This window comes from Rhizobium johnstonii 3841 (assembly GCF_000009265.1).
Taxonomy (GTDB): domain Bacteria; phylum Pseudomonadota; class Alphaproteobacteria; order Rhizobiales; family Rhizobiaceae; genus Rhizobium; species Rhizobium acaciae.
The window spans coordinates 596,993-609,445 of record NC_008380.1 but is presented as its reverse complement, the minus strand read 5'-3'; the positions used below and the strand labels follow the sequence as shown (position 1 = coordinate 609,445).

Below are 12,453 nucleotides of genomic sequence, written 5' to 3'. Positions count from 1 at the left end.
CGCCACCTTCTCCCCGCACGCGGGGAGAAGGGATATGCTGCAACCTCTCCGTTCCCCGCCCGCTCTCGCATGGCACGTCCCCTCGCCCCGTTTACGGGGAGAGGGTTGGGGTGAGGGGCGGCCCTCGACGCAAAACCGGTGACCGCCTTTTCTCTGAGCGGAACCTCCTGTCAGACCTAACCCGGCCGCCAGCCGCTCTCGACGAGGATATTTCCAGGCGCCGTGCAATAAAACAGCCAGCCGCCGCGCATGGCGACGGGCGGACCGGACAGATCAGCACCGGCAGCAGCAAGCCCGGCATGGACCGCATCGACATCCGCCCTTTCGGGCAGAATGAAGCCGATGTGATAGGTCTTGCGACCCATCTCCACCTGATCGGCGGTGCCGAATTTTGCGATTGCGTGGCTGAGGACGATTTCGAGGCGGGTATCGTCTTCCAAGATCGCGAGGCCATTCTGACCGCGCATATCCTTAAGCTTTAGGCCGAAATGGCGGATCAAGAAATCCGCCGTGGCCGTGATATCGGGTACGTGGAAATCGAGATGGTTCAAGCGCATGACAGGCTCCGTTCGAAAAAATCCCGGGACTGCCTTTTTGCAGTCTCCGCACGCCGCCGGGATGCCGCACCTTGATGCGGATCACGTCGCGGGTTCTCGTGCCATGGCACGGAGCAGAGCTTCCGCGAGAGCGCGCTTGACGCTCGAACGCAAGGGACCGGGCTTACCTCAACCGATCCTGCCTTTTTCGACGATGCCGATCTAGCAGACGGCACCGGTTTCGGCAATGGATGCGTCGGCGCGACTGGCGGAACGGGATTTTCACCCTAATATCCATATAGGAGGATGTCGCGTCCGGCCGCTCGATCACGGCGTCCCCGGCGACGCTTCCCGAAGGATTGTAGCGCGGCATGGGCATACGTGTCGTCAACCCTATCCGGCGACGTGTAGAGTAATATTATTCACGGCATTGGGAGGGATGGATATGAAACCTGCAATCATCGGCCTCGTCGGCACGCTCGTTCTCGCGGGATGCAACACCGTCAGCTACAGCGGACCGGGCCTCGAACCCATCCCCGGCAGCATCACCTATAGCGGTCAACCGCGCACCAAACTCACCAAGTCCCCGGTTGGTTCCGCCTTTCCGCATGATTTCATCGACCAGTACGGCCAGCAGGTGGAAGAAACCTACATCATCCAACCCGACCGGAGCCTGATCATCGCGCATCGCCGATACAAGCCGATCCGGTTTTTCGGGGATTAGGCTTGGTCGGCGTGGTTTGCGGGAGATGGAGCGGGCGCCGCTTAACCGACTTCGAGTCTGGATTTCAGCCCGAGCCGGATCAACCCGTCAGGGCCAGCCAATCACCGATCGTTTTTCCGTAACGCCGCGCGGAGCGGATGGCCGGAGCCGGCCGCTGTTGGGTTGCCACCGTTCTTCGGATTTCACGCGGGCTCAGCCCGAATTCGTGGATGAAGGCGCGCGTAAAATTGGCGGCGACCTCGAAACCGGCGGCTTCTGCGATTTCTGAAATCGGCCTGTGGTCGGCCGAATTGCTGAGATCCGCATAGGCCTGCAGCAATCGCCGCTTGCGAATATAATTGAGCACGCCTCCGCTCGCCTCAAACAGTTGATAAAGCCGCGTACGCGAAATCCCCAACGCGCGGCACATCACGTCCGGCGTCAAGTTTTCCGAATGGAGATTGACGTGAATGTAACGGTGCGCCCGCTCCATCAGTCCCATGTTGGTCTGGTTTTGACCGGTATCAGTCCTTGTGGACGATGCGGCGCCCGCAACGACCATATCGCCGATGGTTTGGATGATCCGGGGCACTTCCCCTATCGTCAGATTGCCGAGGTTCGTTTCGAGGCCCGTGAGATAGCCCGTGAGCAACTCGGCGTGGCTGCCCGAAAGAACCGTGTTGCCGGCGCTCTGGAGAAGGCTCGCATCGCGAGCCAGCATCTCATACGGCAGGAACACGAGCAAAGCTTCGGTATCGGTCATCCGTCCGCGATACGGGCTGCCGAGCGACATGAAAAATATCTCGCCGGCACCGGTCTCGGTGACACGACGGTTGACCTCGGTCCAGGCCTGGCCGCTGCGCTGCAGGCCGACGTTCCAATGGTCGATAGGGCTCGATCGAAGCATGGCCTGATCGCGGACATATCTGTGGGCATGCGCGCGCTGCTGGACGATCAGGATATCGCCGAGATGCCAGCCGGTCTGCTCCGCGAGGAACCCGTCTTCCGGTGATTTTCCCTCCGGCAGATGAACATCCACGAGCGGCGCCATATGTGCCCGCCAGGCCTGGAATTGTTCTGCCGGTGGCAGGTCCTGCGTCGAGAATCGCAGCGGCTCGAGTGCAGGGGAGGCATGGGATAAGCGTTCCTTGCGCATGGCCGGTTCACGCGGCCAGCGCCGCCGCTCCATATGCGCCGGCCGTTCCTGTTCCGCGGCAGGATCATCGTCGGATTCAGACCCTGTAGCCATCCAATTCCTCCAGCGCATAACCCGACCCGAGCCATGGAAATTGAGAAAAGCAATTGTTTTTGCGGCTGAAATCTCCGCAGAACTCCGTCTGAAAAAGCGGAAGTGCCCGAAGAGTCTCCTCCATAAGTTGTTTATCATATTCCTTTTCGCTCTGAAATGTACGGAGCGATAATTTCCAGGACGTGAGGATAACGACAATTGCCTTTCTTAGCTGTATCTAAATAAGCATCGGTTCATTCCAAAAGAAAAACCGGACGAATAAAATATTCGCATGATCGAACGACTTTGTTTCGCGATATGTCGAAGTAAATATCGAATATCTCATAGCAACATCTGAAAACACGGGAGGTAGTCGTGAACTATCTTGGCAGGATTCGTGCGCACTCTGTACAAGCTTCGGCTCGTGATGCAAATTGTCCATCCGGAATACATCGCGCTCCCAAGAGAGTTCTTGTCACCGGCGGTGCAGGTTTCCTCGGATCGCATCTGTGCGAGACGCTTTTGGCCGCCGGACACCAGGTGATCTGCCTCGACAACTTTTCCACCGGCATGCGGCGCAATATCGTCCATCTGAAGCGAGTCGATCGCTTCAATGTCGTCGCCCACGATATCGTCCACCCGCTCGATCTGGAAGTCGACGAGATCTATAATCTCGCCTGCCCGGCATCGCCCCGGCATTATCAGGCCGATCCGATCCATACGACAAAGACCTGCGTGCTGGGCTCCCTCAACCTTCTGGAGCTGGCCGCGCGCACCGGCGCACGTATCCTTCAGGCATCCACATCCGAAGTCTACGGCGACCCGAACGTCCATCCGCAGGTCGAAAGCTACTGGGGCAACGTCAATTCGTTCGGGCCACGCTCCTGCTATGACGAGGGCAAGCGATGCGCCGAGACGCTGTTCTTCGACTTCCACAACACGCACGGCGTCGAGATCAAGATCATCCGCATCTTCAACACCTACGGCCCGCGGATGCGTCCGGACGACGGCCGCGTCGTCTCGAATTTCATCGTTCAGGCTCTGACGGGGCAAGACATCACGATATATGGCGACGGTTCCCAGACCCGCTCGTTCTGTTTCGTCGATGATCTCATCGGCGGCATGGTCCGCATGATGGCCTCACCGTCGTCGCTGACGGGGCCCGTCAATCTCGGCAATCCGGGCGAATTCACGATCCGGGAATTGGCCGAGCAGGTGATCGGATTGACCGGTTCCAGGTCGCAAATCATCCATCGCGCTCTGCCGGTTGACGATCCCCGTCAGCGTCGCCCCGATATTTCGCTGGCCATGCAGGAACTCGACTGGCGGCCGAAGATCGACTTGTCGAGCGGCCTGCGTCAGACGATCGACTATTTCGATGGCCTTCTCGCCCGTCCGGCACGCGAACTGGAGGCGGTCTGATGGATGCGCCCCGGGTCCTGGTCACGGGCGGTGCCGGCTATATCGGCAGCCACACCGCCAAGCTCCTCCGCTCGGAGGGGATTGAGCCTGTCGTCTACGACAATCTCACGACCGGAAACCGTTCGTCCGTGCGCTGGGGCCCTTTCGTCGAAGGTGACGTCCTCGACACGTCATGCCTGATCGAGGTCATCGAGAAATATGCTCCCGATGCCGTCATCCACTTTGCCGCCTCGGCCTACGTCGGCGAGTCCGTGGAAAACCCAGCGAAATATTACAACAACAATGTCTGCGGTGCATTGTCGCTTATCGATGCCTGCCGGCAGACGGGGCTTCAGAACGTCATCTTCTCATCGAGTTGTGCCGTCTACGGCGTCCCCTCCGTGCTGCCGATCGATGAGACCTTGCCGAAGGCTCCGATCAATCCCTACGGCAAGACCAAGCTGATCTTCGAGCATATGCTCGCCGATTATGCGGCGGCCTACGGCCTGCGGTATGTTGCCCTGCGTTACTTCAATGCCTGTGGAGCCGATCCGGACGGCGAGCTTGGCGAATGGCACGTTCCGGAAACCCATCTCATTCCGCGGGCGCTGCTGGCCGCGGCCGGCCGGATTCCGCACCTGGAGATATTCGGCGATGATTACGATACCCCTGACGGGACCTGCATAAGGGACTATATTCACGTCGCAGATCTCGCGCGTGCCCATGTTCAGGCCTTCACCCATCTCGCCAAAGGCGGAGCAAACCTCGCTGTCAACCTCGGCACGGGGCGGGGTTATTCCATCAGGGACGTCCTGCGCGTGATCCAGGAAACGACCGGGCGCGAAGTCCCGGTCGTCATCCATCCACGCCGGCCGGGCGATCCGCCCAGCCTCTACGCCGACGCCAGCCTGGCCCGCGAGACGCTCTGCTTCCAGCCTCGATATTCCGACCTCGAAACCATCGTGCGGACGGCGGCTCCGTTCTTCGGACTGGAGGCGCGCGCGTGACCGAACTTGCGATTACCCAAGCGACGCATGCTCCGGAACCTTCCCACGAGCCGCTTCTTGTCCCGGTTCTGACCGGACATCGGCGGGTCGAATATCTGTTCCTGACGGCCGTATGGGCCTGCGCCTTCGCCTATTTCTGGATCTGGTGGCTGGAGTCGCGCCATCACGTCGATGCTTTCGGCACGATTACGGTGAGCCTCGTTCTTGCCTGGGTTACCGCTCTGCCGGCCTATTTCATCGTCGTCTTCTATCGGGCGGCAAGACCGAACGGTCCCTTGCGCCTGCCGGCGGGCAGCCGAGTGGCCATGGTCGTGACCAAGGCGCCGGCCGAACCCTTCTCGGTCGTCCGTGAAACCCTGCTGGCAATGGTTGCCCAGGAGGTGGAACACGACACCTGGCTTGCCGACGAAGACCCTTCCCCCGAGACTCTTAACTGGTGCTCCGAGCACGGGGTCTTCGTCTCGACCCGCAAGGGGCGATCCGATTATCATCGGACGTCGTGGCCCCGACGCACGCGGTGCAAGGAAGGCAACCTCGCCTTCTTCTACGACCACTACGGCTACAGCCGCTACGATTTCGTGGCGCAACTCGATGCGGATCATGTTCCCGCGCCCGACTATCTCTTCCACATGCTGCGTCCGTTCGCCGATCCAAAGGTCGGCTATGTCTCGGCCCCCAGCATTTGCGACAAGAACGCTTCCGAAAGCTGGTCGGCACGTGGAAGGCTCTATGCCGAGGCCAGCATGCATGGTTCGCTCCAAGCCGGTTACAATGGCGGCCTGGCGCCGATGTGCATAGGGTCGCATTACGCGGTACGTACCGTCGCCCTCGAACAGATCGGCGGCCTCGGTCCGGAGTTGGCTGAAGACCATTCGACGACATTGATGATGAATGCCGGCGGCTGGCGGGGTGTGCATGCGCTGGATGCCATCGCCCATGGTGACGGCCCCAGAACCTTCAGCGATCTCGTGACGCAGGAATTCCAGTGGTCGCGCAGCCTGGTCATGGTGCTGTTGCGGTACTCGCCGAGCCTCGTCGGCCGGCTGCCGGCCCGGCTCAAGTTCCAGTTCCTCTTTTCGCAACTCTGGTATCCGCTTTTTGCGTTCTTTATGTTGCTCATGTTTGCGTTGCCGATCATCGCGCTCGTGCGCGGCCAGAATTTCGTGACGGTGACCTATCCCGATTTCCTGGCGCATTTCGCACCGCTTTCTATCGCTCTCGTGGTGATGGCTTATCGCTGGCGCGCCAGCAGCTCGTTCCGCCCCTACGACGCCAAGATCCTGAGCTGGGAATGCATGCTCTTTCTCTTCGCCCGCTGGCCCTGGGCGCTCGCCGGCACGCTGGCTGCGGTGCACGATTTTGTAACAGGCTCCTTCGTCGATTTCCGCGTCACGCCGAAAGGCCGGTCCGAAGTCGATCTGCTGCCGGTGCGTGTCCTGGCGCCCTACGCTTTGCTGGCGCTCATGGCGGTATTGCCTGCCCTGGCAATCGGCGATGCCGGCGCCTCCAAGGGTGGTTACTTCTTTACCATCCTGAACGCGGCAATCTACTGCGCGCTGCTGTTGGTCATCGTCGGGCGTCATTCGAAGGAAAATACGGTTGCGGCGGCCCCGCGTTTCTACCGTCCGGCGATGGCGACCGTGCTTCTTGCGCTCGTCGCGTTGCCGGGGGCTGCAACCATCATGCGCGGAAAGGATGCGACCGAGGCACTCGCCTGGGGCAGCGGCCGCCTTCAGCTGTTCGAAGAGCGCTACGCCGCCTCCGGTGCAGGCCGGGGCGGGACCGCACTGCGCACGATCTTCTTCAAACCACGATGGATTTCCGATCCGGAGGAAATCCAACTGAGAACGGATGCCGCTCACCCGGATGTGCGGCCGAGCGTGGAGGAAATACACAATGCATAGCCCATCCAAAATAGCCCTGTTGTCGTTAACCGGCCTGTTGCTGTCGGGAGTCGCGGTCCTGCCGACCGCTCTGGGCAGTTCTGCCGAAGGGCAGCCGCTTGCAATGACGACATCGTCCATTGCGCCGCCGACCAAAATGCCGGTCGTCACGAAGGAGTCGATCACGTTCGGCGCCTATGATCCGCACGGAGATTTAGGCGCCTCGTCCGATTCGAAGATCGAACACCTCTTCCTGCCCTGGGAAGATGTCGATCTGCGCACGCTCGCCCTCGCCGACGATTATGCGCAAGCGCGTGGCCGCACTCTGCTGATCTCGGTCGAGCCCTGGACCTGGTCGACCGGTTGGCGCCAAACCTCGCAGGAATTGCTGCACAGCATCCTCAACGGTTCGCGCGATGCGAACATGGCCGCCGTCTGCTCGACTGCTGCCAAGCTGAAAAGTCCGCTCATCATTCGCTGGGGACAGGAAATGGACGAAACCGACAGCCAGTTCTCCTGGTCGCATTGGCAGGGCGCCGATTATGCCAAGGCCTATCGCCGGATGGTTGAGGTCTGCAAGGTCCACCTGAAGACGGCCAAATACATGTGGTCACCGAAGGGCAATGAGGGGCTTCAAGCCTTTTATCCCGGCAACGATGTCGTCGATCTCATCGGGCTCTCGGTCTTTGGCCTGGAGCAATACGACAGGGACAAGACTGGCCGTGACCAGACGTTTGCGGAGCACCTTGCGCCCGGATACGCCCGTGTCGCTGGTTACGGCAAGCCCATCATGGTTGCCGAACTCGGCTACGAAGGCGGCGATTCCTTCGTGCGAAACTGGGCTGAGAGCGTAACGAAACGCTATCCCCAGTTCCCGGCGCTCAGCGCCGTTATCTACTTCAACGACCGTGAAGTCTATCCGTGGCCGGACGGCTATGGCCGCCCCGACTGGCGGGTCGTCCGCGAAAGCATCAATTGAACAAGAAGGAATCTGAACATGTCCATGCTTCAAAAAATGCTCCTGGCCGTGGTCCTGACCGGCGGTATCGCCACGGCCGCGTCCGCTGCCGGAACCAATGAGCCTGCGGGGATCGAGACCGCAAAGCCGATGAGCAGCGCGGAAATCTATCGGCTCTACAACCAGAATACCTGGATGTGGAAAGCCGGCGCCGGCTACTTCTCCGCAAAGGCGCGTCGCTTTACCGCCTGGTCGCGGGAAAATGGCTCGCCGTCCTTCGGCATGGGCCGCTGGTTCATCACGGAGTCGGGTAAACTCTGCTTCAACGCCGACTGGCACGCCAAGACCGGAACGGCGACGGCAATCACCTGCTTCAGCCACCGCAAGAAGGGCGGCCTGATCTATCAGAAACGCGAACCGGACGGTGAATGGTACGTTTTCAAGAGCGCACCGGCACAAGCCACCGACGAATTCGCAAAGCTTCGCCGCGGCGACTACGTGAGTTCTCAATTGGGGGGAATTGAGACGAGCGTCAGTAAGACCAGATAAAGGCGAAGCTAGGGGTTGCGCGCGGCCGAGGCGCCATCTGTATCCTTGTAGGAGCCGATGCCTGCGCGCAACCCTTTTCATAAAAGATCACGAAGCGCCTTCAAAAGGCGGCGAACGGCCTGAGGGTGAGTGGAGCGGGTGAAGGGAATCGAACCCTCGTATTCAGCTTGGGAAGCTGCTGCTCTACCATTGAGCTACACCCGCGACGAAGCGAGATTTCCAACAGATGGGGGCCGCTGTCAAGTCGCGGCCGCCGGAAGGCTCAGATGCGGAAGTGTTTCGAGAGTTTCAGGCCCTGGGCCTGGTAGTTGGAGCCGAGGCCGGAGCCGTAGAGGCTGGCGGGTTTTTCCTGCATATGTTCGTAGACGAGGCGGCCGACGATCTGGCCGTCTTCGAGGATGAAGGGCACTTCGTGGCTGCGCACTTCGAGCACGGCGCGACTGCCGCGTCCGCCGGCAGGCGCATGGCCGAAGCCCGGATCGAAGAAGCCGGCATAGTGGACGCGGAATTCGCCGACCAGCGGATCGAAGGGGGTCATTTCGGCGGCATAATCCGGCGGCACGTGCACGGCCTCGCGCGAGACGAGGATATAGAACTCGTCGGGATCGAGGATCAGCTCGTTGCGGCCGCGGCTGTGGAGCGGTTCCCAGAAATCATAGATGTCGTGCTGGGCCTTCTTGTCGACATCGACGACGGCAGTGTGATGTTTGCCGCGATAGCCGATCAGGCCTTCCTTGTCTCCGGCGAGGTCAATCGACAGCGCGATGCCGCCGCCCGAAACATTCGGCAGCTTGCTGGCGACCAGCGTCTCGCTTTCATGCAGCTTCAACAGTTCCGGCTCGCCGAGCAAGGCCTGGCCGACGCGGAAACGGATCTGCGACAGGCGTGAGCCGCGGCGCACGACGATCGGGAAGGTGCGCGGGCTGATTTCGAGATAGAGCGGGCCGGAATAGCCTGATGGAATCTTGTCGAATTCCTGGGCGTAATCGGTGATGACGCGGGTGAAGATATCGAGGCGCCCGGTCGAGCTCTTCGGATTGGCCGAGGCCGACATGTCGGCCGGCAGCGCCAGGCTCTCCATCAGCGGCACGATATAGACGCAGCCGGTTTCGAGCACCGCGCCTTCGGAGAGGTCGATCACATGCAGGCTCAGCCGGTCGAGCTTGTCGGACACCAGATGCGAGGGGCCGGGCATGAAGCTGGCGCGCACGCGAAAAGCCTTGCCGCCCAAGCGCAGATCGAGGCTTGCCGGCTGGATCTGGTCGCGGTCCAGCTCACGTTCGGAGATCAGACGCCCCGTTTCGAACAGCGCGGAGATCGCGCGATCCGCCAGAATTCCCGTTTCGCGAGCCATCATGCCTCATCCATCATTTGCCGCCGACAAAACCAAACTCGGGGAATTGACGCAAGCAGCTAACAGCAGTATTGCAGAATTATCCCGTGGTGATTTGGCCGGTCGGCTTGCAGCCACGTTAAACAAGTGGCTAAAAAGACCGGGTTGAAACCGGTCTGCTTTTGCGACCGGTTTTTTTGTTATGTGAAGGTGATGGCATGAGCAAGACCTGGCGCCCGGCAACCCAACTCGTCCACGGTGGCACGCTGCGTTCGCAATACGGCGAGACGTCCGAGGCAATCTATCTCACCCAAGGCTTCGTCTACGAGACGTCGGAGGCGGCCGAAGCCCGCTTCAAGGGCGAGACGGAGGGCTTCATCTACGCCCGTTACGGCAGCCCCACCAACGACATGTTCGAAAAGCGCATGTGCCTGCTCGAAGGCGCCGAAGATGCCCGCGCCACCGCTTCCGGCATGGCCGCCGTCACCGCGGCCATCCTCTGCCAGCTGAAATCAGGCGATCATATCGTCGCGGCCCGCGCCCTGTTCGGCTCCTGCCGCTGGGTCGTCGAGACGCTGGCGCCGAAATACGGCATCGACTGCACGCTGATCGACGGCCGGGATCTGGCGAACTGGGAAAAGGCGATCACGCCGAAGACCAAGGTGTTTTTCCTGGAAAGCCCGACCAACCCGACGCTCGAAGTGATCGATATTGCAGGCGTCGCCAAGCTCGCCAACCAGATCGGCGCCAAGGTCGTCGTCGACAATGTTTTCGCGACACCGCTCTTCCAGAAGCCGCTGGAACTCGGCGCCCATATCGTCGTCTATTCCGCCACCAAACATATTGACGGCCAGGGCCGCTGCCTCGGCGGCGTCGTGCTTTCCGACAAGGAATGGATCGACGAGAACCTGCACGACTATTTCCGCCATACCGGCCCGGCCATGTCGCCGTTCAACGCCTGGACTTTGCTGAAGGGCATCGAGACGCTGCCGCTGCGCGTGCGCCAGCAGACCGAGAATGCCGCAAAGATCGCCGACTTCCTGGCCGAGCAAGGCAAGGTCGCCAAGGTGATCTATCCCGGCCGCAAGGACCACCCGCAAGCCGATATCATCGCCAAGCAGATGACCGGCGGCTCGACGCTGGTCGCCTTCGAGCTGAAGGGCGGCAAGGATGCGGCCTTTGCGCTGCAGAACGCGCTCGAGATCATCAAGATCTCCAACAATCTCGGCGACAGCAAGAGCCTGATCACCCATCCGGCGACGACCACGCACAAGAACCTGACGGATGAGGCGCGCGCCGAACTCGGCATTTCTCCGGGCACGGTCCGCCTTTCGGCCGGCATCGAGGATACCGACGACCTGATCGAGGATTTCGCGCGGGCGCTTGCCAAGGTTTCGGCCTGATCGACAGTCATAACGGCCGGGCCCGCCCGGGTTCGGCCGGACCTCAGCCGCACCAGCCGCGGAACAAGTTTGCCCGCCGCGGCGTTCCGAAACGGAATTAACACTGACAATTAGGCTTAACGTTCGAAAACCTTCGGATCACAGCCATTTCAGCGATGATAATTGTTCCGTTTCTTGACGGACAGGGCCTCTTATAAGATACGGGTAACATATCTTGACTAAGGTGCAAGGCATGTATCGCGCCCTCACAAGAGAGATCGAAGTAGTTGTCGAGCCGTTCTATCTGGAGGAGCAATCCGATCCGGAAGACGATCGCTATGTCTGGGGTTACCGGATTGTCATCAGCAACAATTCCGGCATAGCCGTTCGGCTGGTCAACCGTTACTGGAACATCACCGACCAGAACGGCCAGGTGGACGAGGTGACCGGCCCCGGCGTTGTTGGCGAACAGCCGCGGCTCAGCCCCGGCGACACCTACGAATATTCCTCCGGCTGCCCGCTCGACACGCCCTCAGGACTGATGTTCGGCCATTACCAGATGGAAACGGATGAAGGCGAGATGTTCGATGTCGACATCCCTGCCTTCTCGCTGGATTCGCCTGGGCTGCTGCGCGTGCTCAATTGAGAGCGTAGGTTCGCGGTCGTTTCGTCAGCGCAAGCACGGCGCGTAGATGCGGCCGGCTGCAGCCTTCCCGTCAGTACCAACATGGACGCCGTACCCTCGGTCGTAGATCCTCGGGCTTGCCCAGTCATCAATCTACTAAAGGTCAAAAGGGTCCGAGGCCTGGGTGCCTGGCTTTGCTTCGAACGGATCTTTTGATTGTGGCGGCGCCGGATGTTTTGCGACCGCATCGTTTACCGCCTTTTGGCAGGCGAGCAACTCATCCGCTGCACTGGCGGAATCTTTCAAACCGAGAGCCACAATCTGCTTTCCTCCAAAGCTGGCGCGGAAACTCAGTTTACCAGCGAACTCCTCAATCAAGTCGGGATCCTCGAAATCAATCCATAATGATTTGAGGCCATCGAGATCCAGACCTCTCGCATCAGCCGTCCGTTTAGACTGGTCGAACGAGAGTTCGACGGGATAATGCTTACCTTTCTCTAAGGATTTCCAGTTCGGGTTTCCGAGCAGAATGTAAAGAGGGTTGTCCTTTTTGCGGAAATTGAAGCCAAGACGAAAAATGGTGTCGTCATCAAAGGAAGTCAGAACAAAACAGCCATTGTCTAAAGTCGGGTCGACAGCCACGCTCCAGCCCCCGACCTCTTTCCATGGGACTGTCTCGTCATCAGCCAAGCTCACTGGTGGCATCGCAGCTATGAGCGCGAGTACAAAAAACAAAAGTCGCATCAACGCCCCATCCCGCTTTCTCAGGCCAGAACCAATGAAACAGAATAGGTGCACAGTGACTCCGCAAAGTCGAGTCACCGTGCTGCATCATTCGCTAATCTTTT

General features: G+C 60.1%; 12 protein-coding genes, 1 tRNA gene and 1 riboswitch. Of the genes, 8 read left to right on the top strand and 5 right to left on the bottom strand.

The annotated features are described in order from the left end of the window. Positions 1-176: 176 nt before the first annotated feature. On the bottom strand, positions 177-557 hold the full coding sequence (locus tag RL_RS02960; RefSeq protein WP_011650350.1) for a VOC family protein: 381 nt from the start codon (positions 555-557) through the stop codon (positions 177-179). A gap of 424 nt (positions 558-981) precedes the next feature. On the opposite strand from RL_RS02960, the gene RL_RS02955 reads away from it, so the two are divergent. Continuing rightward, a complete protein-coding gene (locus tag RL_RS02955; RefSeq protein ID WP_011650349.1) occupies positions 982-1,260 on the top strand; it encodes a hypothetical protein in 279 nt (92 codons plus the stop codon). Positions 1,261-1,339: 79 nt separating this feature from the next. Here RL_RS02955 and RL_RS02950 read toward each other — a convergent pair whose 3' ends face one another. Continuing rightward, positions 1,340-2,488, bottom strand: a complete 1,149-nt coding sequence (locus RL_RS02950; protein ID WP_011650348.1) for a helix-turn-helix domain-containing protein — start codon at positions 2,486-2,488, stop codon at positions 1,340-1,342. A gap of 354 nt (positions 2,489-2,842) precedes the next feature. On the opposite strand from RL_RS02950, the gene RL_RS02945 reads away from it, so the two are divergent. From RL_RS02945 to RL_RS02925, 5 genes are read left to right on the top strand one after another with little or no spacing between them, the layout of a single operon-like run. Continuing rightward, positions 2,843-3,889 carry a UDP-glucuronic acid decarboxylase family protein gene (locus RL_RS02945; RefSeq protein ID WP_011650347.1) on the top strand — a complete coding sequence of 349 codons (1,047 nt, stop codon included), beginning with the start codon at positions 2,843-2,845 and terminating at the stop codon, positions 3,887-3,889. After that, a complete protein-coding gene (gene galE, locus RL_RS02940) occupies positions 3,889-4,875 on the top strand; it encodes a UDP-glucose 4-epimerase GalE (RefSeq protein ID WP_011650346.1) in 987 nt (328 codons plus the stop codon). Before RL_RS02945 ends, galE begins: the two co-directional genes overlap by 1 nt. After that, complete coding sequence (locus RL_RS02935; RefSeq protein ID WP_011650345.1) at positions 4,872-6,779, top strand: glycosyltransferase family 2 protein; 1,908 nt, start codon at positions 4,872-4,874, stop codon at positions 6,777-6,779. Before galE ends, RL_RS02935 begins: the two co-directional genes overlap by 4 nt. A gap of 19 nt (positions 6,780-6,798) precedes the next feature. Next, positions 6,799-7,737 carry a glycoside hydrolase family 26 protein gene (locus RL_RS02930; RefSeq protein ID WP_041936160.1) on the top strand — a complete coding sequence of 313 codons (939 nt, stop codon included), beginning with the start codon at positions 6,799-6,801 and terminating at the stop codon, positions 7,735-7,737. A gap of 18 nt (positions 7,738-7,755) precedes the next feature. Then, positions 7,756-8,265 carry a DUF995 domain-containing protein gene (locus RL_RS02925; RefSeq protein WP_011650344.1) on the top strand — a complete coding sequence of 170 codons (510 nt, stop codon included), beginning with the start codon at positions 7,756-7,758 and terminating at the stop codon, positions 8,263-8,265. A 130-nt stretch (positions 8,266-8,395) separates the two neighbouring features. On the opposite strand, the gene RL_RS02920 is transcribed toward RL_RS02925, so the two are convergent. After that, positions 8,396-8,469 (bottom strand) — tRNA-Gly (locus RL_RS02920). A gap of 58 nt (positions 8,470-8,527) precedes the next feature. Continuing rightward, the gene (locus RL_RS02915; protein ID WP_011650343.1) at positions 8,528-9,622 is read right to left on the bottom strand and encodes a 2'-deoxycytidine 5'-triphosphate deaminase; all 1,095 of its coding nucleotides are present in this window, start codon (positions 9,620-9,622) and stop codon (positions 8,528-8,530) included. Between the two features lie 73 nt (positions 9,623-9,695). Beyond that, positions 9,696-9,774, top strand: a riboswitch (SAM riboswitch). Between the two features lie 42 nt (positions 9,775-9,816). Here RL_RS02915 and RL_RS02910 point away from each other — a divergent pair. After that, positions 9,817-11,001, top strand: coding sequence for an O-succinylhomoserine sulfhydrylase (locus RL_RS02910; RefSeq protein WP_011650342.1), 1,185 nt, complete (start codon positions 9,817-9,819; stop codon positions 10,999-11,001). A gap of 232 nt (positions 11,002-11,233) precedes the next feature. Beyond that, a complete protein-coding gene (gene apaG, locus RL_RS02905; protein ID WP_024321046.1) occupies positions 11,234-11,626 on the top strand; it encodes a Co2+/Mg2+ efflux protein ApaG in 393 nt (130 codons plus the stop codon). A gap of 135 nt (positions 11,627-11,761) precedes the next feature. On the opposite strand, the gene RL_RS02900 is transcribed toward apaG, so the two are convergent. Further along, a complete protein-coding gene (locus RL_RS02900) occupies positions 11,762-12,349 on the bottom strand; it encodes a hypothetical protein (protein ID WP_041936159.1) in 588 nt (195 codons plus the stop codon). Positions 12,350-12,453: the final 104 nt, after the last annotated feature.